This is a genomic window from Candidatus Chlorohelix allophototropha (assembly GCF_030389965.1).
GTDB classification, from domain to species: Bacteria; Chloroflexota; Chloroflexia; order Chloroheliales; family Chloroheliaceae; genus Chlorohelix; species Chlorohelix allophototropha.
This window is the reverse complement of record NZ_CP128399.1, coordinates 221,499-244,736: the sequence shown is the minus strand read 5'-3', so window position 1 is coordinate 244,736 and position 23,238 is coordinate 221,499. Positions and strand designations below refer to the sequence as shown.

Here is a 23,238-nt window from a genome sequence, read left to right as displayed (position 1 = left end):
CCTTTCTCAAAAATGCGCAATTACAGGTTGCGAACTCTCAAATTTTACCACAAACCTAACGCCCCCATAAAAACAAAACCCCTCTACCTAGTCAGTAGAGGGGTGAATTCGAAAGAAGTTATCTTAACTTAGCGATGTCATCATCGAGATAGCCTGCGAAAAAGTAGGTAGGCTTGCAGGTTTCCACCTTCGGTTTGTACTGCCCGCGCCACTGAGGTAGCCCACAATTCCACTGACAAACCCATTCCAGCAAAACAGGCGCTGAAACGCCTGTACGCCGATTGTAGAGAATCCCACCTTCGCTTTCAAAGCCGGTGCCTGCGCATAGGTTTTTCTCAAAAGTCGCCTGATAATACTCTATTTCATCAGGATTCAAACCCCACGCCTTGATTTGTGCCACTAATTGCTGAGCTTGTTCCTGACGATAAAACATCTGAAGTGCGCGTATATCTTTGGGAGTTTCCCCGCGCATAACCGGGTCACCAATCAGGATGGTTTCTTCAAAACGGGTCATGCTACACCTCCAGCACATTTATATCTTGGCGTAATAACGCCAGAAAATACATTAGAATCAAACCGAGTTTTCTAGTATAAAAGTATAGCAAAGATAGCCACCCTTCCGGGTGACTTCCGCTACAAAATCTGGGGCTTGGTTCTTTGTAGGCTAAATTATTGAGACATCAAGCGAGCTAGCATTGGTAAGAATTAACCGGAAAGTATGATAAATCGCTTGAGGTGAATCGTAAAGCAAAGTGCCGCTTCCGTCCTTTATTGTTATTGCTGCTGCTCGTTCACAATAGATTTCAAAGGCGATTTCGAGCTTATCAGCCACAGTATAGCTAAGAGCGACTCTGGCATTGCGGCAGCGCAACAGGCTAACACGATAGGTTTTGCCAGCCTGCAATAGTTCGGGAGGCAGATTGGGTGTCAGGCGGAAACCATGCGCTTCTTCTACAAAACCGATGATATAACGGAACAATAGCATAGAAGTCAGGCAACCCCAACCGTAAACCTCAGCGCCGCCACCGCCTATGGGGGGTTCTGCGTTCGGTGCTACCACTTGTGTCCAGTATTCACGAGCGTTACCCGGCAACCCACCACTGTCAACATCTACGTTGGTAGGGTCAGAATCTAGCCAGCGATATACCGGGGCGATGATATTCCAGCTATGACGCGCGGCTAAGTCCGCTCTACCGCTCTGATGACAGGCTTCAATCAGGCAAAATGCCACACTGGGCCACATCAAAGGATGAAATACCTGCCCATGTTTAGGCGGATTCGCCAGCATAGGATAGAGAGCTTGTACTTGCTCGGCAGTGGCAGCGCGGCACAGCAAAGGCGCTAACTGCATTGTATCCAGCACTTCGGTAAAGCGGTTCTGACGAGTATCGAAATCGTGGAACCAGCCGTTATGGAACATGCGCTGAGTGGCAAGTGCAAAACTGTCGCCCAATGCTTGCCAACGGGAAGAGTCTTGCCCTAATTCTACGCCCCATTGTGCCAGCAAACGGCAAGCTTGTGCCAACGCCGCCTGCAAATCAACCGGGTAGATGTGCCGAGTGAGCGCCCCACCCCCGCTGGGATCATCCTTGATACCGAAACGTGGGGAATTATCCTGCCCTGCTTCCCAACTACACATGTAAAAAGGGCGACCTTGCGTATCCAAACGTTGCGTAATCCAAAAACCGATATAATCCTCAAGATAGGGATAAAGCTGTGCTAACCATTTGTGGTCGCCCGTTTTCAGATATACGAGGTCAATACAGTGAAACGGAAAGCACCATTCGGGGGCAGTTCCGCAGGGTGTGCCATCTGCCGCAATCATGTTGTACGAACCATCTTCACGGCTACACGGGATGTTGGGTTCGGGCGAGTCGGCGAAAGTGCCGAGCAACACTTCTTTAGCGGTTTCGGGGTCGGCATAGCTCAGAATGAGCATATCCAAAGCGGCTTCTGCCAATACCACGCGAGGGACTTGCAGTTGCATTGCATCCCAACGATAACGGTAGATTCCGGCAGGACGACGCACTAGCGAACGCAAGGTTTCAACATCATAAATTACGCCCCGTCGCAGGTAAGGAGACCAATCTCCGCCCAGTTTGGGGGCATTCCCCCAGAAGTCACCATCTTCCTTGCGATAATGCTCGGCAATTTCATGCGCGGCATGCCCATTATCTGCCAGCAGCGGCGAAATAATATCAATCGCCTGTTTCTCGCTTTCGCCACGCCCTACCGCCAACAATAGCCTCTTAGCCGGGCTGTGTCCATTCTCGGAGAGTGGTAAATCCAGTTCTATTCGACTAAAGCTAATACGGGGGTTGCTGCTTGCTGTTGCAGACTTGCCTTTACTTAACGCTTCCCGAACTGCCTCAAAATCTGACAAGTTGGTATAATTACTGACAGGTAGCGCATTTTCAGAATCCAAAGAAGCTACCGCTAGATGAAATTGTGTGCCTTCCTGATAAACTCCTAGTGTATGCCCGGCAAGAACCCGGCTATTTTCTCCGGCATAATCGGGATTCTCATACGAGCGAGCATATATACCGCTTTCCCATGTAAAGCCCTGTCCCAAATTGCGCTCGTAATCCAGCAATGCCAGCACCCCGATTTTGCGCCGAACTGAACTCAGATTGCGGATTGAAAAATCGCATAGCAAAGCGTTACCACCTGCCGGGTCGCCCACATAAAACCCGGCGCTACCACTGATTTCTCCTACCTGAAAATCAAAGCGCATTATATTCTTGCTATGATAGCTGCTCTTTAGTCGAACACCACCTCGCTTGAAATCGGAACTATCCAGCAAAATCGTACCGTCTTCCAGCGCCAGCCCGATTTGTAGATGGCAAGTGTAAACAAATTTGCGATTGTAAGCGGCGGCATAGCTTGGATAGTGCCAGCCCATTCCGATAGCAGGACGCGAACGCAATACCCCACCCGGACCCGGTATTTTCCAAGCATGGGCGGGGTTATCAAGATAACCGTGTGGTGTGTATTCATCTTGTGGAAACATAATTTTTCCCTAAATTGATCTACGCCCTTTTAGCGCATTGGAAAGAGTAATTTCATCGGCATATTCTAAATCGCCACCTGCGGGTAAGCCGGTTGCCAGTTGCGTTAGATGAACTCCGGTTGGTACAAGTTGGCGATGCAAGTAATGGGCGGTAGGACGACTTTCTACGCTAGGGTTCAGCGCCAGAATTACTTCCTTGATTTCACCAGTGTTCAATTTGACCCGGTTGATTAGCTCTCGGATACGCAAGTCTTCAGGACCTACATTATTCAGCGGGTCAATATGACCGTGCAGGATATGGTACATCCCGTTAAACTCATGCGTTTTCTCGATAGCCAGCACATCCAGCGGGTCTTCCACCACACACAGCACACTCCGATCGCGCTCTCGGCTGCTACAAACGGTGCAGAGTTCGCCATCGCTGAGGTTGTAACACACTGAACAATAGGTTATATGCTCTTTGACATCTCGTATAGCGCGAGCCAACGCTTCGGCATCGTCTTTCGGTTCGCGCAAGATATAAAAAGCGAGACGAGAAGCGGTTTTAGGTCCAATAGTGGGTAGCTTGTTCAATTCATCTATCAGCCGGGTAATCGGTTCAGGCAAAATTTTCATCAACAAATCCCTTTGAAGAAACCGGATAAATATTAACTCAGGCACATATCTGCTATTTTAGCATCAAGCGCCAAAAAGGGAAAAGAAAAGAGCGGAGCCAACGGGCTACCGCTCTCAAATTTCTTATTACTACCAGTGAATCTAGTAGTTCTTTATGTAAGGCAAGCCGGGCATATAGGTCACAAGCATAATCAATGCGAAAATGATAGCAAGAATCGTAATACACAGAGCGATGACCAAATCCGGGCGAGTGCGAAGTTTATTCATTTCGGCAAATCCTTTCCTTAGTTTCTTCCTTGAAATATCGCAGAGGTTAAAACTGTTACGGTTTAATGAGCAGCGCCGGGTATTTTACTCCAACCGTATCTATAAATGCTCGCTTTTCCGAAAAATTCCGGGGATTTGCAGTTTGTGTGAAATTGCACAGCATCCGGCGAACTTGTAAAATAATTATACAAAATGATTGTGATTAATCAACAAAGTGCGAATTTTCACATTTTGTCTAAATTTAGAACGCTATTTCACAAAGTAATTGTGATAATATAGATTATCCCTTTGGTAAAGTGCAAATATATAGCGCCGTTTGCTGCATGCCTGTTTCTCACGGCTACATAGCCGTTTAGCAATTAATTAAGATATGTGTATTTTTGCATTATAATGATTAAGTTTAATTTTTCACAATATTTTGCGGAGATAATTTAAATCAGTGGAGCGGCAGTTTATAGCGACCTAGGCAATTTCGCTATATTAAGAATCGAAGGAGAGGAGAAAACCGAACCGGAACGGCACTAAGGCTTGGGGTGATTCCACATTTGAAATAAAACCTCAGCCAAGTATTGCACCTGGCTGAGGTAGGTAACTATCAAAATGACCTTTTTTATATTTCGCGACGTTCTGAAGCAAAGCAAGCAACTGCCAATACCAGCGCCGATAGAGCTATCCCGACCAGATTTGGCAACAACAAATCTGAAAGTGGCGCAACTCCGGTCATCAATTCTCTACCAAAAGTGGGGTCAAATACAGCTTGTGGAGAATATTTTTGATAGCTCGGCAAAAATTGTATAACAGTGGTAAAAACTAACACTGTCAGCAAACTGATGCCCCCTGCCGCAATCCCGCTTTTGAAAAGGCTACTGGCTAGAATTATTATTGCAAGGAGAAAAGCCTCAAATACTATCATTGTCAGGTTTAACAGCAAATAATTGCCAAATTCAAAATTGCTATCAAACAGTAATATTGTGTAATAACCTGATACCAGCGCGCTTACCAGAGTTGCGCCAATAACCACCGCCAGATAAGTGAAATATTTTGCCAGTATTACACTGGTGCGACTTACCGGTTTAGTGAGCATAAAAACCAGCGTACCTCTTTCGCGCTCTCCGGCAATTGAACCCATCGCCAGCAAAATCATTATCAGCGCAGGCATAGTAGCCATACTATTGAAAAATGATAAAATTGCATCTAGGCTAGTTTGTTTTGGAATAATAATCTGCATACCGCTCATGCTACCGCTGGCATTTTTTATTATATCGGGCAAAATTTTAGCAATTACCGGACCTTGCAAACCCGTTATTACAAAAGCTACAAAGGCAATTATCAGTTTATTGGTGCGCCATTGCTCTAGCATTTCTTTTTTTAATAGGGGTACTGTAGTGCTCATGCCTGCTGCACTCCTTCTCTTTGATTTACCACCTGAATAAATATTTCTTCCAAATTTGGTATAGCAGCCTGATAGCCCGCTAGATTCAGGTTCATTTCACTAATCATTCGCGGGATATATTGCCCGGCTTTATGAACTGCCTGCTCATTCACCAATTCAAGGTTAACTCGCCCGTACTCGTCAGGGATAGCATATTTGACTTCCGGCAGGGTTTTCAAGCTTTCTGCCAGTTTCACGGCTTCCGGGTAGCCCCCTTCTAAGGTTATCCAAAGAGCAGGATGGGAATAACGCTCTTTAAGCTCAGTCGTAGAACCCGACACTACCAGATTGCCTTTATCTAGAATGGCAACATGGTCGCAAACCCTATCTACATCCGCCAATACATGGCTGGACATAAAAACGGTGGTATCCTGCCGGATGCGATCCAACAATAACAGCACATCGCGCCGACCAACCGGGTCAAGTGCGCTCACCGGCTCATCCAGAAAAACTACTTTAGGACGATTCACCAAGGCTTGAGCGATGCCAAGACGTTGGCGCATACCGCCGCTATAGGTGACAACCTTGCGATTTCCCGCCTCTTCAATGCCTACCAGCCGCAATAATTCTTTAGAACGAGCCTTCCGATCTGAAGTGGTCATACCAAAAAGCTCGCCCACCCATTCCAACAATTCTCGCCCGGTCATCCAGCCGTAATAGTTGGGAGTCTCGGTCAAATAGCCGGTAAACCGCCGACTCTCCGGTGAACCGATTTTCACTTCTACCCCTGCCACGTGCGCTTTGCCACCAGAAGGCTTGATTTGCCCGGTTAAAATCTTCATCGTAGTGGTTTTTCCTGCTCCGTTCGGACCTAGGAAACCGAATACGGTATTTTCAGGAACCTTTAGAAAAAGGTTATTCAAAACCACCCGCGAGTTATATTGCTTTGTCAGCCCCTCGCATACAATTGCATCACTCATGGCTACTCCATACCTTCTATGCGTGGCTTGCGCCCGGCTAACAGATACACAAGCGAGCCGATGGTGCTGACTAACACTATGATAGCCACCCAAATCCACTTATTTTCGCCCTGCACTTCGCGGCGGTCGCGGCGGATTAAATCTACCAGAGCAAAAATCTCCAAAGCCAACGAAATAAGCGCCAGTGGTAAAACTGCCATTATAATTGTGCCTGTATCCATAATTTGAGAGCGGCTGTGAACTCAGTCGCCCAACTCCTTTCCGTTTAACGGTAAATCATCAGTTTGCTCAAGCGATGGCATCACAATCGTACTCCAGAAACGGTAACGTCTTTCCGGTGAGGGTTTGTTCTCAAGCGCCTTTAACAAAAGCTCGGCTATCTGCCTGTTCAAAAGAGCTAACTCTTCATCGCTTAGATATAAGGGCGCTTTGGTAAAAGCCACCCCATCCTTCAGGAAATCAGGTTTTTCAACCGCTTGCAAGTAACGCGAGAAATCGCCAATAGATGAAATAGTGAAAAGGGTAAAAAGCTGGAGTAAATCTTCGCGGGTAGCTTTTTCCAAATCCGCCTGCGTAAGACCGGGCGCTTCCAGATTAAGAGCATAGACTTTTTCAACCGTACCTCGTACCGGACGCTCTTCCGCTACTTTTACCAGCCCACCCTCTAGCATGCGATTAAGCTGGCGATAGAGAGTGGCGGATGGCACTGAAACCAGCTCATCCGATAATTCCTGTGGCGTAAGATTGCGGTTATGCAACGCGGTTAAAATCCTTATTCGCACCGGATGCAGTATTAACTCAAGCTTTTTATTCAGTTCTTTCAAAAGAAACCCCTCTTAATCTATGCAAGATTTCCCGTTCCCACAAATGATTATATTCTCATTGTTGGTAATATTCAATAAGCCTTTAGACCTACTTCGCATAGATATGCAGTCGGATAAAACATGTGTTAAACTGAAAAAGGCTCATGTTGAAATAGTGATTAGCTGCTGAAATACATTATGCCTACACCGCTAACTTATCGGCTACGCGCCGCCGAACTGGATGACCTACCTTTATGCCTCGAAATTGACAGCGGCTACGTTACTACCCATGTCTGGCAGATGACGGAAAATTTTAACGACCATACTGATTATCAGGAAGAAGCTGAGTCACAACCCTCCAAAGCCCGTTCCCAGTTGGTCGGTAAACCTGATAAGCGTCAATTACCTTCTTACAAAGTTGAGTTTGTGCCGAGTCGCTTGCCGCGACCGCTGGCAATGCCTTCTCCGTGGAGCGACCAATATCTGCTGAGTGAGTGGAAGCGCACCGATTTTCTGCTGGTGGCAGAAGCCTATGACCCAGAACATTCGCCCCAAACAGGCACAGAACAAACCCATAAAGAGTTAATCGGCTATGTAGGTTTGACGGTGGATGGACCACGCCATATCGCGTGGGTTACCAGCGCCAGTATTCAAATGGAGTACCGTCGCCGCGGTATTGGAACTGCCCTTTTCACCGAAGCACGCCGTTGGGCTGATCGTTATCGCTTGCGTTCGATAATGGTGGAGCTTCAAACCAAAAACTACCCGGCAATTGCTTTTTGCCAACAACATGGCTTTTTCTTTTGCGGTTACAATAGCTCATACTATGCTAACCGTGAAATTGCTTTATTCTTCGCAGTAAGACTTGAAAAACCCCGTTAGAGATTTTTATTATGATAGAAAAACTAGGATCAGTTTTTGACGAAGTTAGTTTCGTAACCCTTACAGCCCTGATGCAAGTACAACGACACAAGTTGCACCATCAAAGTTGTAAGCCCGAAGAATTGGCTAAGCTCGCCGCATGGAGCGGAGTCTCAGAAGAAATTCTATTTCCTGAGCCGGAAATGCCGGTTATTAGCCGAAAAATTAGCAAGCGCCCTCCCCAGTTATTTGCGGTAGGAGTTGAATATCAGTTAGAGCAACTCAGTTTCACTAGCCCAATGCCTACGGGAAACCCATCAAATGATATTGTAAAGGCATGGTGGTTATATCAGCCCGGCAGAGAGAAAGCGCCCACTATTGTCTTCGCGCATGGCTGGATGGCTTACGATCCCCATATATGGTTGCGTCTACCCATAGGATGGGTCGAACTGCTTGGCTATAACGTGTTAATGCTGGAACTGCCTTTCCATATGAGCCGCACCCCACCCGGCGCACAAAGCGGTGAAATGAGTATAACCGCCGACCTAACGGCAGGGTTTGAAGGGGCGCGACAGGCAGTTGCCGACATTCGCGCTATCATCAAATGGCTAAGAGGGCGGGGAATTAAGCAGATTGGCTTGCTTGGCAAGAGTCTGGGCGGGTTAATGAGCGGTTTGGTACTTGTGGCAGAACCGTCCATTAGTTGTGGGGTATTGATTATCCCGGCAGTTAGCGCCAGCGCCTCGCTCTGGCACAGCACCTACACCCGGTTGGTGCGTAAAGACCTAGAAAAGTTGGGTATTTCGGAAGCACAAACCGAAGAAGCGCTGGCAGCAATTAACCCCGCCAATCATAAACCTGCTATTGATTCACAGCGCATCTTGATTATTGAGGCTATTGCCGACCGAGCTTGTCCGGTTTCCGAAACCGAAAAGCTGGCGCAACAATGGAGTGCAATGATTACCCGCATACCGCTTGGGCATATGAGCGCAGGCTTCACGAGCGATGGCAGACGCGCCGCCCGCGAATTCTTCCTCAAGTGGTTGGCTGGATGAGAAGCTAAGCTTACATGTGGTAAACCGGGATTAGCTTCTCTTCGGTTTCAGCGCCGATACTGGCAACGAGTTCCAGATAGTCCTTGATGCTGCTATTCTGGATTTTTTTCTTGAGCAATTCGTCAATCTGGAAAATACCGGCGGAATTGCTCATGTTCACCTGAATGTGAATCGGCTTTTCTACACCGGCTTTTAGCTCAACGCTTTGGATAGCGTACGCCGAAGCGGAATGAATATTGATGTGTCCTGCCTCGAAGGGTATCCGTGAGCGTCCTTTCGCCATATCCAGTGCATCCGCTACTTTCACCACTCCCGCTTCGATAGTCAGGCATTTCTGGCTACGCGCATGGGCAATTATGGCATGTAGTACTTCCGATTTAACGATGGTACGCTGTTCAATATCGTAAATTCCATCCAGCAATTCGATCATTTTGCGATCGGCAAGCCACAAACTATGATGCTCATGCTCTTCCCGATGCACACAGATACCGATATCGTGTAGCAAAGCGCCTAGCACCACCACCACTTCCGCATCTTCAAAACTCAGATTGTGATGCTGAACGATACTAGGTACAACCCCCGCTTCGTGCAACAAACGCAACATCTTAAGACCAATATTCGCCACTATCTGCACATGTACACGCCCATGATCACTAATACCAAGCCGATCAACCGCATTGATATTGGCACACCGCCACATCGTCTGTAGCTCAATATCCTGATTGACCCGCTCAAGAATAGCCGTCAACTTATCATTGTGCCGCACCGGTACAGTGATTCGCGCCAGCGATTTATGGGTAGTTTCAGGCGTAACTTCCACATCGGCGGTTGGGATTTCAGTGGGAATAGCCTCTTCACGATCTTCTTCCTTCAAACTTACTTTCATTTCAGGCTCATCTTTGGTAAGGATGTCCTGTTCGCCGAGGGTTTTTTCAATTTCCTCCAGCGTTTTTATGTCTATGTCAAACAATTATAATGTTCCTTTCACTTTCTCTAAATAAATGCATCTCGAATATACGTGCAAAAACCGGAAAAAGTTGCAAAGATTAATCTCGGATTAAAAATCCCCCTTACGTATCGAAGGGGGAGAAAAATATCAATGTATAATGCCGCGACCAAACTTGAGCGGCAAGCCGATTTTTGGCAGCGGTAGCCGAATCTTTTTTGTATGAGGGATTGGAATATGCGGTTGAGCTTCTTCCAAGGCATGTTTCGCTGCCAGTTTTTGCTTTTCCTCTTCTACCAGCACCCGCCGTAGCGGTTTGCCGATTAGGGTTTTGGGCAAAGAATCGCGAAATTCAACCACACGTGGGGCTTTATACCGCGCCAAATTCAAGCGGCAGAACTCGATAATTTCTTCTGAAGTAGCCACCATCCCGTCCCGTAAAATCACGAAAGCTTTCACGGTAGTGTCGCCACGTTCATTGGGCGCGCCGATTACCACCGCTTCTTTGACAGCAGGATGGGTAAACAATACCTCTTCAACATCACGTGGATACACGTTAAAACCATTGCTTAAAATCATATCCTTCTTGCGATCCACGATATAGAAGAAACCGTCTTCGTCCATTTTGGCAATATCGCCGGTATAAAGCCAGCCATTGCGCAAAGTCCGAGCAGTTTCATCTGGGCGGTTGTAATAGCCCTTCATCACAGTGGGTCCCTTGATTACCAATTCACCGATTTCACCGGGCGCTAACTCAGTTTCCCCCGTTTCAAGATCCATAATTTTGGAATCCATACCCGGCAGAGGCACACCAATACTGCCCGCCATACGCTTGCCAAAAATTGGGATGCTGTGGCTAACCGGAGAACATTCAGTCATGCCAAAACCTTCTACCAATTTCGCGCCTGTTACCGCTTCAAAACGACTCTGAACATCCGCGTGGAGAGGAGAAGCGCCGCTCAAACAAATTTCTACGGAATTGAGGTTGTAGGCTATCAAGTGTTTAGCATTTAACAGGGCGATATACATTGCCGGAACGCCCGGAAATAGGGTGGGGCGATAGTGTGCGATCGCTTTCAAAACTTCGATAAGCTCAAACTTAGGCAGCAAAACCATCGCAGTGCCAAGCGCTACGCTACTATTCAGCCCCACTGTCATGCCATATGAATGGAAAAAGGGGATTACCGACAGGCAAACATCCGAGCCTTCCGGTCTTGAACCACTCCATACATGGCACATCTCGGCATTGGTGATAAGGTTGCGGTGAGTCAACATCGCCGCTTTAGGAACACCCGTAGTACCTCCGGTATAACCAAAAACTGCTACATCATCGGGGTCAAGGCTAATTTCAGGCGCAACAGGGGTGTAAGCTTCAAGAAAATCCAGCCAGCCATAAACCTCATGCCCCTTGTAAGCAACCCTATGACCACCCTTTTTCTCTTTTAATAAAGTAAAAAGCGCTTTCAGACGTGGCGGAAAATAATCCTTGATATTGCCCACGATAATCCGCTGAAGAGCGGTGCGGGAGCGAATCGCCTTAATCCGGTTAAAAAACATGGTTAAGGTTACTATTACTTGTGCGCCGCTATCGTTTAATTGCTGCTCTAGCTCGCGCTCAACGTAGGTCGGGTTACAGGGAACTATTATTGCGCCTGCTCGTAACGCCCCGTAATAGGCAACTACAAATTGAGGGCAATTAGGCAGATGTAACGCTACTTTATCGCCCGGCTTAACCCCAATATCCACCAGACCGGACGCAAAACGGTTTGCCAGCATATCTACTTCCCTATAGGTCAGGCTGTTACCGTAGAAGTAGATGGCAGCTTTATCAGGGAATTTGGCGGCAGTATCTCGCAGTAATTCGCCGAGGGTTCGATTGGGTAAAGGTAAGTCGGGCGGTACGCCTAGTTCGTAGGCTTTAAGCCATGGTCGCAGCAGTAGCGTTTCATGATCAACCAGTTCAGCCGCTTGTCGTAGTGTGCTACTTGTACGGGAGTGATGTTGCGAGGATTTAAGCTGGGAACTCCCTTTTTGGGAACCAGATTTGTCAGAGGAACTCATATGGGATACTCCTTTTCGGACTTCATTGCCGTGTTCAGGTAAACGACATTGTCTGCCTGAGTGTTTTGAATGGTATAGCGGCAAACTTAACAGCGAATGAACATCGACAAACCTGCCGCTTTAAACCTAGTAATCTAGTTACTTAAGTCTTGCCAGATAATCTCCTCCGAAGCCAATAACACACGCTGATTAAGCGATATAGATTTCAGAGAATAGGTAGTAACAACATTTTGCAAGGTGCCTTGCTCGCTCACGTCACTACCGTTTTTAATGGCTAGCTCTACGTTTTTCAGTGCAGCAGTGTTAATTTTGAGATTTACCAAATAACGGGGCGTTTGCGATTGCGTAGTACCCCACCCAATAACCGAAGGCTCTAATCCGGTTTGCCCGCTTGCCTGCCCTGCTTTGGGTGTCACCACATACAGACCACTGCCTACTACCGCCTCAAAATTATCTTTATTTACTTTGGTGGAAACAAAGTTGCCGTAGTGTCCCAATTCCAGACTCACATCCGAAGCTCTCTTATCATTCCGATAATAATATTCCACCAGCACTCTTTTAGGGTCAGGTCCAAGCGTAACCTCTTTGAATACTACCCAATCATTGCGACTCATTGACTGGTACAATTTGGCGTTCTGGGAATCCACATTGTAACCATTTGAGGTATCCCATAACTTAAGGCTGTTCCCATTGACTGTAATACTACTATTCCAATCCCTATACTCCAGCAACCGATCACTGGTTTGGCTGGCAATAACCGGACGGCTATCACCAGTATCCCGGAAAAAATACAGATTTGTATCACGATAAGAGATAGAAATGGCACCCATGAAATCATAGGATTGAATCTGGGTGTACTTCACTTGAATCGAAAACCACGAGTAAGCCAGATATGCAATTGCCAGTCCTAGTACAATAAAGTGAATCTGCTTATCCAGCAGGTATGTGATAAAACGCATCACCGGGCTTTTTGCAGAAGTTTTTTCTTCCGTTTCCGTCACACTCAAGCAGGCAACTCCTTTCTGGGTTGGTCTAACAAGACTAGGTTTTGGTTTCCTTAATACTGAAAAGTGAAATCCCGGACAAACATAAGAGGGTATAAAACGAACCAACCACAAAGTAAACCAGCATAGGACTCTTTTGATCGCTCAAAATTGACAAGCCTAGCAATGAGGGATAGTTATAAGCATCAAAGGTAGCGCTTATCCAAGCAAACCCCAGATAGGCTGGCACATTTATGATAGACCAACCTAAAGGTATTGACCAAAATAATTTGTAAAAACGCTCCTTTTTAGCGGAGCTGTGTGTTTTTAAATCCAGCAAAATAAAAGGGATTACCGCTAGAGCGTAAACTTCGTTTACAATTTTGGTGAAAGCCAAATAGCCCAGTATTGTCACCACAATAGTAGAGTTAAGAGTCAGATTCATGCGGTAGGTGTAGGCATAAATTACCATCATTCCCACCAGCAAGAATAGGCTTCCAAGCGCAGCGGAAAGCGCAGTTGCATTACTTACGGACATAGATTGAGGGAGCCATGCCAGCACTAGGTTGAAAATGGATTGCCAACTCAAACCACCCCCGATACGTGCCCCGTGAAATTCAAGCGTGAAAAGGGTGCCTTTTAAATAAGGAAATATAAGAACACCGACTGTAATTCCAAATACCGCGATGTAACGTAATAAACCTAGGAAGGTTACATTTTTCCGCACCAGATAAAGTAGAATCGCTGGTATTATGAATACAGGTACAAATTTAATGACAGTACCCATAGCAAAAGAGATTGCTGACAGATCGTAATTTTTACGCTCTAGCGCGTAAACACCCAATAACATAAAAAAAATCATGATTGGGTCAAAAGTCCATATCACCACCACAATAACGTAAGGGCTATAGGCATAGCGCCGTGCCACAGCCTTACCACCCATTTTCCAAAGAAGCGCCATTATACCCATGTCCGCCAGCATCACCGGGATTTTGAAAATAAAGTAAAAAAACCAAGGAATCTGGGTTATCAATGGGATAAAACCACGACCCAGTACATAGTTTAAATTTGGGTCGAGTAGAGCGTAGAATTTACCGATAGGATAATACAGATACAAGATTCCGGGAGGGTAAGCGAAATACTCGTAGTAGGGGTAAATTCGCTCGGAACGGGTTTCATAAGAGAGTGTTTGCAGGGTATCATAGGGAGAATGATCGAATTTTATATCGGCGAGGAAAGAATACCAAATCTGGGTATCCCAAGTATGGCTGACTGGCATAAATATCAACCGCAGTAGAACCGGACCTACAAACCAAATAGCAACAGGCCAAATTTTACCTTCACCGATATTAATCCGATTTCGTGCAAATGGAGTTGTTTCTGCGGCTGCTTTGGAAGACATTTTCCGGTCTTTCTGTGTAACGGCAGACTATGGCTGATAGGCTAGCACATAAAAAGGGCAGGCAAGCAACTATCCTGCCCTTTTCAGCTATACTAGAGTTTAATCCTTCCGAACTGCTTTTAGCAAGTCCTCCGCGATAATCATACGCTGCACTTCGCTGGTGCCTTCATAGATGCGCAAAATACGAGCATCGCGATAGGCACGCTCAATCGAATATTCTTGCATGTAGCCCAAACCGCCATGAATTTGCAAGGCTTTGTCTGCTACACGATTTGCCATTTCACTGGCATACACCTTGACCATTGCCGCCTCATGGCTCACCCGCTGCCCGTTATCCAGTTTCCACGCCGCATGGTAAGTCATAAGTCGTGCTGCATGTATTTCTACTTCCATATCTGCCAGCATCCATTGAATTGCCTGATTTGCACCGATAGGTTTGCCAAATTGGACACGCTCGGTTGCATGTTTAACCGACAAATCGAGCAACGCCTGTGCCGCCCCTACTGCACCAGCCGCCAGAGTAATGCGCCCACCGTCCAGAGTTTTCATGGCGGTGTAAAAGCCTGTACCTTCAGGACCTATGCGGTTTTCCTCCGGCACTTCGCAATCCTCAAAATAAAGGGTACAGGTATGACTACCCTTCAAGCCCATCTTTTCGTCGGTTTTGCCCACCACAAAGCCGGGGAAGTTTTTCTCTACGATAAAGGCGCTGACACCTTTGGGACCAAGGGTCTTATCAGTTGAGGCATATACCACCACTACATCGGCATAAGGTCCGTTGGTAATCCAGATTTTCTGACCGTTTATATAATAATGGTCGCCCTTCTTGTAGGCGGTAGTGCGAATACCGGCGGCATCGCTGCCAGCGCCGGGTTCGGTCAAACCGAAGGCTGCCAACTTTTTGCCTTCCGCCAGTGGTATCAGATATTTTTGTTTTTGAGCTTCATTCCCACCGTAATAAATGCTGCTAGAACCTATGCTGGTATGTGCGCCGATTATATTGCTATAAGCAGCATTAGCACGCCCTAGTTCTTCCAATGCAAGGCAATAGCCCAAATAGCCAATCTCTACGCCACCGTATTTTTCTGGGAAAGGAAAGCCGAAATATCCCAGGGATGCCATTTTCTTTAGCACCTCATCTGGAATTTTATCTTCTTTCTCAACCTGTTGCTGGATCGGTAAAAGTTCGTTTCCTACGAACTCCCGCACGCTTTTCTTTAATTCAATCAGTTCTTCTGGCAAATTAAAATCCATTTATTACCACCTTTCAACATTTGTAGCGCCGTTGCTACCTACATTTTTCATCGCTGAGAAAAAGTCGAGGCTTTGAGACTCGGTAAATACACAAGTTTACGCTTTATTTACAAGCGAAGCCGCAAACCTATGTCAGCCATTACCCCGGTTAGCTTGTTAGGAAGGTACTTCCTCCAAGGATTTCTGACCAAATTTATTGCGCAGAAATTTTATAACATCCTTCTGTGTTTCAATTTGTATTCCGGTAAGTATTGAAAAGCTGCTCAAAACGCGCTTTTCCATCGCCTTCTCTCCCACTGAAGTAGTGTAGCGATCAACCATATGTCTGAAATAGTTAGGGTCTTCCAACTGGTCAACCACTGAAGGATCGGTGATATTGGTGGGATGGCGATATTTGCTACGCAACATCCACAGCATCATGCGGGCGATGTTTTGCAGATATTCAGGAGTTTTTGCAACGGTATTCTTGAGATAAACAAAATAGCAACCGGCATGTCGCCATTCGTCCGCCGACAACTGGGTAAAAATTTTGCGCAATACCGGCTCTTGCAAAAACTTTTCGGCAGCGTTCTTGCCAATCCCCGCAAAAGAGGAATACCACATACCTAAACGCTGTTCGCCCAAAAAGTGCATCGTCAAAGTCTCAATCCACGGAGCAGGCTCAAATTCAAGGTTAATCTTTTGCACTTGCTCAGGTTCAAGCTCAACCCCGTTCGCATTCAACCAGCGTTCCAGAATAAGGCTGTGTTTACCTTCTTCAAAACTCCATACATTAATGAAACGCTGAAAATCCATATCATCGGCAAAATCACGCATAAACATGCGAGTGGCGGGAATTGAGCCGAGTTCAGTCAGGCAAACGTGCTTGACATCATGCAGCATTTCAGCGTCAACTTTACTTTTATCTATCTGGTCAAGTGGAATATCATTCATATTCCACCGGGCGCGTTCTAACTTATCATACAAACCTGAAAAAACCACTTCAAGGTCTCCTTACTACTTACTACCCTGTTGGTAGTTCACAACTACTAATACAAAACTAGGGTTAAAATTTTGCAAGCTTTCAATACGAGCATACTTATTTTTCCCTATGTAGAATTGTTTCAAAAGCCCGCAGATGGGCTTCAACCCGCCGTGCCGCAAGTGCGCCGTCATGTGCCTCAATTGCTGCCAGAATACTTTCCGCAGCTTTCAAACCGGTACGGCGTTCTGCCTCACTCAAACCAATCCGGGCAGTTTGAGCGGTAATTATTTCACCAACTGAAGTGGTGTAAAGCCTGAGTACATCATTATGGGCGGCTGAGATTATACCAAGATGAAAGCGTAACTGGGCTTCAAGGTAATTCGGGATGTCATCAAGATTGTGCCGCATCATCTCCAGAGCCATTTGCAAGCCTTGCAATTCATCAGAGGAGATTCTCTGCGCTGCCAATTCGGCGCAAATCGGTTGCAGCATTCGGCGTGTTTCAAGTAACATTTGGAAGGGAGTTTCTTCCAATTGTAATAGCAATGCCAACGAACGGGTGAGATTTGCCGAACCGGGTCTACGCACCGTTGCACCACCTTTGGGACCGGTTTTGGTGCTGATTAACCCTTCGGTTTCTAGCATCCGCAAAGCTTCGCGTAGAGTGGCACGGCTTACCCCTAATTGGGAAACTAGGTCTTTTTCCGGCGGCAAATTCTGACCTTCAACGACAACCCCAGATAGAATGATTGAACGCAATTTTTCTGCTACCAGTTCGCTGGCACGCGGCACTTTAAGGGTCTCAAATTGTAACTTAGTACGCTTCTTGTGTTCTTCTTTCGGTGTAGAACCATTTACTTGCATGGTGTAATAATTGGGCAAAGCAAAATCGTTACTCAATCGGGTATCGCCCTTTCCGGTACAACTAGAGGGGTATAAGCCCCTTTGTTAAAGAACATAAAAGTAAAACCAGTAGCGCGATGTTTGAATTATTAGTGATTGATGCAAAATGGGTATTTGTCAGACAAATCATATGAATAGATAATAGCACGTAATAAACAGGCAGTCAATGGGTTTTGCCGATAAAGTAAATAAGGGGTAAATAAAAAACCCTTATCCATAACGGATAAGGGTAATGACTTCGAAAGTAGGTTTTTAGACCGCCTTTTTGCGTTCGCGCTGCCACACCGAAAAATGGTCAGCTAGACGGTTAACATACTCAAGGCTTAGCCGTTCCATATAATCCTTAAGCAGACCGGGACCTTGAGACTGAATAAAGCTTTTCGAGAACATCGAAATCATATCCACTTGCTTCGAATCGAAGCCAAGCGTTAACTGACTGGTAATGCGAGAATTGCCCTCATCCTTCGCGGTAACGCTCATATCAGCCACAAAAGTACCTGTTACAAAACCACTGGGTATGGGCGCAAAAGGGGTTTCTGGATTGGTAAACTGGATATTGCGAGTTTCCTGATTAAACACAGGGTCAATATCTACCACCGCATCAATTGAAACTGCCAGTATGTTAAAGTTGAAGTAGAGCCGTGCTCTCCCGCTGTTCGGGCGAAGCTGAACCTTGGTAACATTGGGTACATGTTTCAATAGAATACGAATATCGCTGAGGTATTCGTATATCAAATCGGCGTTGGCATTAATCGAATAATTCTTTTTAACCTCGCCCTTTAAGACCAGTTTTGATAAATCAATTTTCTGCATTTAACCAGTTATCTCCTAATTAAAAACCACCAGAACTGCTATAACCAGCCACTGGCTTGCCATTCTTCATGCCGTGCCGAAAGCGCCAACGCCAACGACTTATTGCGGTTTTCCAACCAGTTGAGCAATTTAGCCTGTCGTTTCTGCCCCACTTTGCGGTAAAGCCCGCACAAAATGGCTTCTCTGCTCAATCGTATATAATCCACTACCCAATACCATACCCCCTGCATCCCGATGTTTTCAAAGGTAAGCGGGTAAACTTTAGGGTAGCGAATCGCAGTACCAAAAGTAATCCGGTTATAATCGCTCCATAGAACTTTATCCTGAAAAAAGCGTCTGGTCAAGGCAGGACCAAGACGGTTCAAGTTGTCGCAAAAAACATTCATAATCCGGTTTACATCTTCAGGACGTTCATCAGCCTTGTAGGGCTGCATAAAACGGCTAAATACCCAGAGTTCGCTGATATTAGTCTGATGTGCGCCAATTCTGCGCAAGTCCTTTTCCTCAAGCAGTTCCTCTTGCAACGCACGTTCGAGCAAGCGAGTTAGACGCGGTAAATTTCTGACCTGCGAACCAAAGCCACAAAAAGTAAGAGCGGATTGTGGCGAAGTAGCATCCCCCACCGAGATTATCCCGCGTTTGCTAGCGCTTTCCACCTTATGCTGAAAGTGTCGCGCCGGAATAAAACCATAAACCGGCTTTATATGCGCGAATCCTTCGCCCGGTTCTTTGTAAGTGCTTAGAAGCTCAAAATAACGCTCGAAAAGGTCGAGCAGGCTTTGTGCTGCGGCTTTATCGGGCGAAACGGTATCATAGTAAAAAACATAGACCGTCATTTCGCCATTTCTGCCGGGAAAACCTTCCCATATCAATTGTCGCCCGGATTGGGCATGCGCCACCGTCAGAAGCACATCGCCAATTTCAGGGTCAACTTCTTTTTCACCTTTGCCAGTTTTAAAGTTAATAGCGGTTGAACCAACAGTAGGGCAAATCCCCTGAAAAGGTTTTCCGTTTTGAAGTACAAGCGAAAGAGGTGAAATCGAACCGAGCGCATTAACCGTCAGACGTGCTTTATAGTATTCAAGTTCCCCCGCTTGGTTTTGTACCTCCACCACCGAGCGCACTTTACCCTGCTCAGTAACATAGACCTTTTTAAAGGAACGAAAATCACGAATGACTCCGCCCGCCTCTTCAAATTTGCGCCTTGCCATTTCCAACAAAGTGCCAAGGTCTATAGCAACTTCCAAAACCCGATCAAGCCACAATTCTGCCGGTTTTACGCCGATATCCTTGTTATAAAAGCGTATAACCCCGCGTTTGTAGCGAGAAGATACCGCTTGCTCAAGTTCTTCACGGGTAAACAACCCGGCTTCAACAAATTTCTCCAGTTCTTCATCGCTGATATTCCACTCGCGATGGCTAGTACCTACGCGCCGCTGATCAAAAACCAGTACACGAAAGCCTTTACGTGCCATTACCGCAGCGCTAAACAAACCTAGCACACCACCGCAATATACCAAATCATATTGTTCAGTTGAAGGTGGTAGGTCGGCTTCAGAAGGTACGTAATGCAGCACCTCCCCTTCTTGGGGCATTTCGCCTCTGGCTATTTTTTTCCAGCGTTCTTCAATAGCAGTGATATATGTAAGGTGCTGAAGACCGCCCTCAATTTGGCGAAGGGCGGCTACAGTTCGAGGATACTTTTGAGAAAGACTATCCGCGAGGGTTTCAGATTCGGATGACCTTATTTCAGGTAAAACTGCTTCTGCCACGCAAGGTGCGCAAGCAGCAGTCGCTGGATCGTCATGGTTATCCGAGTATGCGATTTTAGAGGTTAGCATTTTTTTTGCCTATCAACAGTATTAATTAGAAATATAATTATACCCTTGAGAAGCCCAAAGATGCTAACCCTGCAGGTGAAATGTTAGAGCGGATTCTGTTAAATTTTACTAATTCCAGGGATTCTTGCCATTCCGCTCATGCGGTTCTTCGTCTTCTTCCTCTTCTTCAGCCTCATCCCATTCTTCCTCATCTTCAAGGCTGGTCTGGAATTTGTAATCTTTGAGGCTAGGAGTGAAAAAGTCAAGGCTAAAATCGGCTGCGGCTCCCACCGGCTCGGTTATTTCATCCATAATCTCATCAATAACCTGCTGCACAGTAGTTTCGTCCAAAGTTTCGGTAAACTCTGACCACAGCAACATGGTTACGAATACCATTTCCGGGTCATAGTGAACGTCCGCTTTACCGATATTAGTGGGTTGCTCATTCTCATCCATCACATCGGCATCGAACAGCGCCCATTGCTCTGAGCTACTGGTACGTACACGCCGTTTAATTTTGATTCTCACGAATTTTCTCCTTATTGAGATAGTTCCAGTTTACTTTGCCGCTACCGCATTCAAATAAGCTTTACTTCCAGTTCTTTTGCGCTAAATACAACCCCACCAGCGAGAAAGCCAGCAAGGCAAAGGCGAAAATATACAGGGTAAGGCGTGTACCGATAGAGGGAATCAGTAACAGCACCGGTATAAATGTGCCGATGATACTCCCCAGCGTGTTTAATGAAGAAATCCCTCCGGCGGTTTTACCGGCAGAGCCGATCTGCGCTACCCGTAATCTTACCGCAAAGGGTGATACACAACCTAACAACACCAATGGTATTGCAAACAAGAGCAATATGCTGAAAAGCGACCCGAAGAACATTCCACCGTTTGCGCTTTTAAATGTGCTACCCACCACATCCATAAGCGGTGAAGAAAGGGCAGGTATTAAGGCGGTAAAAACAGCGGCTATCGCAATAAGCCGATACAATACCGCAGGTTGAGGGTATTTGTCGGCAATGCGACCACCCAGATAATAGCCTGCTGCCAGAAATATCATGGTAAAACCGATTAAATTTGCCCAAATAATCAAGGAAGTGCCGAAGAAAGGGGCAATTAATCGGCTGGCGCACATCTGTATCGCCATTACCGACATGCCACATACAAATACAATTGTAAGCAGCAACGGGACGCGCATTGCTGGAACTTTAGCGGGTTCTCTTTCAAGGCTAACTGCACTCATACTGCTTACTTACCTCCGCCCAGCGCATAATCTAGGATAATCGTATCAATCACGCGCTCAACCGGCGCAAGGTCATCCGTGAAAAAAGCATCTGCTTTATTCCACTCGCGGATATTACCTTTTTCCAACGCAGTAGTGCCTACCGTTTTGATAAGGTCGTTAGAAACATACTTGGTAATATTTTCTCTGAAATTATCAATAGAAGTGGGTTGGTTAGTGCCGATTACCATAGTGTTAAAGTAACCATCCACATTCACCAGATATACATTCGGATAGACCGTTTTCATGGTACTTGCCAGCGCCTCAACCAAACGGTAATCGCGTTTGCCATCTGCGTATTCAGGCGCTCCAGCGTTTACCACTGCTACTCCCGTGGGAGTAAGGTGGTCGCGCACCTGCTTGAAAAATTCCTGAGTAGTCAGATGGAAGGGAATATAAGGCTGCTTGTAGGCATCCATTCCGATAATGTCATATTTTTCTTTGCTGGTAATCAGGTAATAGCGCCCATCATCGGCAATAGCTTTGAGGTTAGGCTCATTCATATCAAAATACTTGCGCCCTACCTCAATAATCTCAGGGTCAACCTCAATTCCCTCAATTTGGATATTTGAGCCATAGGCACGAGTTAACTGCTTTGAAACGGTACCCGCGCCAAGACCAATGAGCATAGACCTTTTGATATCCGCTTCTTTAATATCTTTATTAAAGAAAGGCGAAATCATGTAGTAATCCCAAGGACCGCCCGTAAGAATACGGTTAGGGTCTTGATAATATATGCTGTGAACCGCCCTGCCCTCGTTCAGAACCAAATCAAAGCGGTAAGTACCGTCGCCAACCGGGCGTTTTACCACTTGAATGTAATTGTCGGCAGACTCTTTCTCGAATACCAACTCGCCGTTTACCGCCGGACGAGTAACACCCTGTATGGTCAGAACCGCTAACGCCAGTATTATCGCCATAAACCCGGCATAAATAGGCACTCGGCGCGAGCGCAGCAAAAACAACCCAACCGTTGAGAAAGCCAGCAATACCAGCGAAAAGGTATACGTGGTAGTGCGAGTTCCCACCAACGGGATCATTATCAGTACCGGAATGAACGTGCCAAGAATACTTCCAATAGTGCTTAATGAAGAGATTCCACCGGCAGCCTTACCGGTATTTTTCACACTTCGGGCGCGCAGATGAACTGCAAAAGGGGTAACACAGCCTAACAGTATCACCGGAGCAGAAAACAGCAACAGGATACCAACTAGCGAACCGTAAAAAATCCCACCGTTTACATTTCTGAAAGCGTCGTAAGCAATATCAAGAATGGGGCGCGTCAGGAAAGGGATTAAACCCATTGCTAGACCCGCAAAAGCAGTTAGCTGGTAAAGCACTTCTGGGCGCGGGAAGCGGTCTGCTAAACGCCCACCCAGATAATAACCAATGGCGAGATAAACAATGACAAAGCCAATGATATTTGCCCAGATAAGCAGTGAAGTGCCAAAATAGGGAGCAAGTAAACGACTGGCGCACATCTCAGTTGCCATTACCGACATTCCGCCCACAAATACAATCGTGAGCAAAAAAGGAGGTTTTGCTAGGGCAGAGCCGGATGATTCTTCAACTAGAACTTGCTCAGCCCCGTTCATCCCCAATGCGCCCCCAAAACCGCTGGATTCGGAAGACCCAGTTCCAGCATTCTTTGGTTCTATTGCCATTATTTTATAAATCTCCAAGAGTAAAAAACCAACACTACTTCAGGTCATTATAACCGTTAGGTATGATGCGGGCAAGCCAACCAAAACGCTAGCGCAAACGAGAAACATTCGCCTATTTATTGTAGTATCATAATATATTGTGGATAATTCTAGTAGCTTACCAGATTTAGGGAAAAAGAATCT

22 protein-coding genes are annotated in these 23,238 nt (G+C 46.2%); 2 read left to right on the top strand and 20 right to left on the bottom strand.

The window, feature by feature from the left end; genetic code table 11:
• Window positions 1-118: 118 nt before the first annotated feature.
• From OZ401_RS01095 to OZ401_RS01060, 8 genes are all read right to left on the bottom strand, one after another.
• A complete protein-coding gene (locus OZ401_RS01095) occupies window positions 119-514 on the bottom strand; it encodes a hypothetical protein (RefSeq protein ID WP_341468866.1) in 396 nt (131 codons plus the stop codon).
• A gap of 150 nt (window positions 515-664) precedes the next feature.
• Entirely contained in the window at window positions 665-3,010 is a 2,346-nt protein-coding gene (locus OZ401_RS01090; protein WP_341468865.1) for an MGH1-like glycoside hydrolase domain-containing protein, read from the bottom strand.
• 9 nt (window positions 3,011-3,019) lie between these two features.
• On the bottom strand, window positions 3,020-3,625 hold the full coding sequence (gene recR / locus OZ401_RS01085; RefSeq protein WP_341468864.1) for a recombination mediator RecR: 606 nt from the start codon (window positions 3,623-3,625) through the stop codon (window positions 3,020-3,022).
• Between the two features lie 141 nt (window positions 3,626-3,766).
• Window positions 3,767-3,892 carry a hypothetical protein gene (locus OZ401_RS01080; RefSeq protein WP_341468863.1) on the bottom strand — a complete coding sequence of 42 codons (126 nt, stop codon included), beginning with the start codon at window positions 3,890-3,892 and terminating at the stop codon, window positions 3,767-3,769.
• A gap of 610 nt (window positions 3,893-4,502) precedes the next feature.
• Window positions 4,503-5,285 carry an ABC transporter permease gene (locus OZ401_RS01075; RefSeq protein WP_341468862.1) on the bottom strand — a complete coding sequence of 261 codons (783 nt, stop codon included), beginning with the start codon at window positions 5,283-5,285 and terminating at the stop codon, window positions 4,503-4,505.
• Window positions 5,282-6,244, bottom strand: coding sequence for an ABC transporter ATP-binding protein (locus OZ401_RS01070; protein ID WP_341468861.1), 963 nt, complete (start codon window positions 6,242-6,244; stop codon window positions 5,282-5,284). Before OZ401_RS01070 ends, OZ401_RS01075 begins: the two co-directional genes overlap by 4 nt.
• Window positions 6,245-6,246: 2 nt before the next feature.
• Window positions 6,247-6,465, bottom strand: coding sequence for a PLDc N-terminal domain-containing protein (locus OZ401_RS01065; protein ID WP_341468860.1), 219 nt, complete (start codon window positions 6,463-6,465; stop codon window positions 6,247-6,249).
• A 21-nt stretch (window positions 6,466-6,486) separates the two neighbouring features.
• Complete coding sequence (locus OZ401_RS01060; protein WP_341468859.1) at window positions 6,487-7,068, bottom strand: helix-turn-helix domain-containing protein; 582 nt, start codon at window positions 7,066-7,068, stop codon at window positions 6,487-6,489.
• A gap of 177 nt (window positions 7,069-7,245) precedes the next feature.
• On the opposite strand from OZ401_RS01060, the gene OZ401_RS01055 reads away from it, so the two are divergent.
• Both OZ401_RS01055 and OZ401_RS01050 read left to right on the top strand, forming a co-directional pair.
• Complete coding sequence (locus OZ401_RS01055) at window positions 7,246-7,929, top strand: GNAT family N-acetyltransferase (RefSeq protein WP_341468858.1); 684 nt, start codon at window positions 7,246-7,248, stop codon at window positions 7,927-7,929.
• Window positions 7,930-7,940: 11 nt separating this feature from the next.
• Window positions 7,941-8,963, top strand: coding sequence for an alpha/beta hydrolase family protein (locus tag OZ401_RS01050; protein WP_341468857.1), 1,023 nt, complete (start codon window positions 7,941-7,943; stop codon window positions 8,961-8,963).
• Between the two features lie 10 nt (window positions 8,964-8,973).
• On the opposite strand, the gene OZ401_RS01045 is transcribed toward OZ401_RS01050, so the two are convergent.
• From OZ401_RS01045 to OZ401_RS00990, 12 genes are all read right to left on the bottom strand, one after another.
• A complete protein-coding gene (locus OZ401_RS01045; protein ID WP_341468856.1) occupies window positions 8,974-9,933 on the bottom strand; it encodes an HD domain-containing protein in 960 nt (319 codons plus the stop codon).
• A 126-nt stretch (window positions 9,934-10,059) separates the two neighbouring features.
• Window positions 10,060-11,847, bottom strand: coding sequence for a long-chain-fatty-acid--CoA ligase (locus OZ401_RS01040; protein ID WP_425607618.1), 1,788 nt, complete (start codon window positions 11,845-11,847; stop codon window positions 10,060-10,062).
• A gap of 257 nt (window positions 11,848-12,104) precedes the next feature.
• Window positions 12,105-12,977: a hypothetical protein gene (locus OZ401_RS01035; RefSeq protein ID WP_341468854.1), complete on the bottom strand. Its 873-nt coding sequence runs from the start codon at window positions 12,975-12,977 to the stop codon at window positions 12,105-12,107.
• A gap of 34 nt (window positions 12,978-13,011) precedes the next feature.
• Complete coding sequence (locus OZ401_RS01030) at window positions 13,012-14,355, bottom strand: hypothetical protein (protein ID WP_341468853.1); 1,344 nt, start codon at window positions 14,353-14,355, stop codon at window positions 13,012-13,014.
• 99 nt (window positions 14,356-14,454) lie between these two features.
• Entirely contained in the window at window positions 14,455-15,609 is a 1,155-nt protein-coding gene (locus OZ401_RS01025) for an acyl-CoA dehydrogenase family protein (RefSeq protein WP_341468852.1), read from the bottom strand.
• A 156-nt stretch (window positions 15,610-15,765) separates the two neighbouring features.
• On the bottom strand, window positions 15,766-16,590 hold the full coding sequence (locus tag OZ401_RS01020; protein ID WP_341468851.1) for an acyl-ACP desaturase: 825 nt from the start codon (window positions 16,588-16,590) through the stop codon (window positions 15,766-15,768).
• A 97-nt stretch (window positions 16,591-16,687) separates the two neighbouring features.
• On the bottom strand, window positions 16,688-17,473 hold the full coding sequence (locus OZ401_RS01015) for a FadR/GntR family transcriptional regulator (protein ID WP_341468850.1): 786 nt from the start codon (window positions 17,471-17,473) through the stop codon (window positions 16,688-16,690).
• 255 nt (window positions 17,474-17,728) lie between these two features.
• Window positions 17,729-18,289: a hypothetical protein gene (locus tag OZ401_RS01010; protein ID WP_341468849.1), complete on the bottom strand. Its 561-nt coding sequence runs from the start codon at window positions 18,287-18,289 to the stop codon at window positions 17,729-17,731.
• Window positions 18,290-18,327: 38 nt separating this feature from the next.
• Window positions 18,328-20,130 carry an NAD(P)/FAD-dependent oxidoreductase gene (locus OZ401_RS01005; protein WP_341468848.1) on the bottom strand — a complete coding sequence of 601 codons (1,803 nt, stop codon included), beginning with the start codon at window positions 20,128-20,130 and terminating at the stop codon, window positions 18,328-18,330.
• A gap of 108 nt (window positions 20,131-20,238) precedes the next feature.
• Window positions 20,239-20,637: a hypothetical protein gene (locus tag OZ401_RS01000; RefSeq protein ID WP_341468847.1), complete on the bottom strand. Its 399-nt coding sequence runs from the start codon at window positions 20,635-20,637 to the stop codon at window positions 20,239-20,241.
• A 61-nt stretch (window positions 20,638-20,698) separates the two neighbouring features.
• The gene (locus OZ401_RS00995) at window positions 20,699-21,352 is read right to left on the bottom strand and encodes a fused MFS/spermidine synthase (protein ID WP_341468846.1); all 654 of its coding nucleotides are present in this window, start codon (window positions 21,350-21,352) and stop codon (window positions 20,699-20,701) included.
• A gap of 5 nt (window positions 21,353-21,357) precedes the next feature.
• Entirely contained in the window at window positions 21,358-23,055 is a 1,698-nt protein-coding gene (locus tag OZ401_RS00990) for a spermidine synthase (protein WP_341468845.1), read from the bottom strand.
• Between the last annotated feature and the right edge of the window lie 183 nt (window positions 23,056-23,238).

Excerpts from the sequence above, each read along its gene's own strand:
- OZ401_RS01055 (WP_341468858.1), top strand. The coding sequence starts at position 7,246 with ATGCCTACACCGCTAACTTATCGGCTACGCGCCGCCGAACTGGATGAC.
- recR (WP_341468864.1), bottom strand. The coding sequence starts at position 3,625 with ATGAAAATTTTGCCTGAACCGATTACCCGGCTGATAGATGAATTGAAC.
- OZ401_RS01080 (WP_341468863.1), bottom strand. The coding sequence starts at position 3,892 with ATGAATAAACTTCGCACTCGCCCGGATTTGGTCATCGCTCTGTGTATT.
- OZ401_RS00990 (WP_341468845.1), bottom strand. The coding sequence starts at position 23,055 with ATGGCAATAGAACCAAAGAATGCTGGAACTGGGTCTTCCGAATCCAGC.
- OZ401_RS01050 (WP_341468857.1), top strand. The coding sequence starts at position 7,941 with ATGATAGAAAAACTAGGATCAGTTTTTGACGAAGTTAGTTTCGTAACC.
- OZ401_RS01095 (WP_341468866.1), bottom strand. The coding sequence starts at position 514 with ATGACCCGTTTTGAAGAAACCATCCTGATTGGTGACCCGGTTATGCGC.
- OZ401_RS01065 (WP_341468860.1), bottom strand. The coding sequence starts at position 6,465 with ATGGATACAGGCACAATTATAATGGCAGTTTTACCACTGGCGCTTATT.
- OZ401_RS01090 (WP_341468865.1), bottom strand. The coding sequence starts at position 3,010 with ATGTTTCCACAAGATGAATACACACCACACGGTTATCTTGATAACCCC.
- OZ401_RS01030 (WP_341468853.1), bottom strand. The coding sequence starts at position 14,355 with ATGTCTTCCAAAGCAGCCGCAGAAACAACTCCATTTGCACGAAATCGG.
- OZ401_RS01005 (WP_341468848.1), bottom strand. The coding sequence starts at position 20,130 with ATGCTAACCTCTAAAATCGCATACTCGGATAACCATGACGATCCAGCG.
- OZ401_RS01070 (WP_341468861.1), bottom strand. The coding sequence starts at position 6,244 with ATGAGTGATGCAATTGTATGCGAGGGGCTGACAAAGCAATATAACTCG.
- OZ401_RS00995 (WP_341468846.1), bottom strand. The coding sequence starts at position 21,352 with ATGAGTGCAGTTAGCCTTGAAAGAGAACCCGCTAAAGTTCCAGCAATG.
- OZ401_RS01025 (WP_341468852.1), bottom strand. The coding sequence starts at position 15,609 with ATGGATTTTAATTTGCCAGAAGAACTGATTGAATTAAAGAAAAGCGTG.
- OZ401_RS01010 (WP_341468849.1), bottom strand. The coding sequence starts at position 18,289 with ATGCAGAAAATTGATTTATCAAAACTGGTCTTAAAGGGCGAGGTTAAA.
- OZ401_RS01075 (WP_341468862.1), bottom strand. The coding sequence starts at position 5,285 with ATGAGCACTACAGTACCCCTATTAAAAAAAGAAATGCTAGAGCAATGG.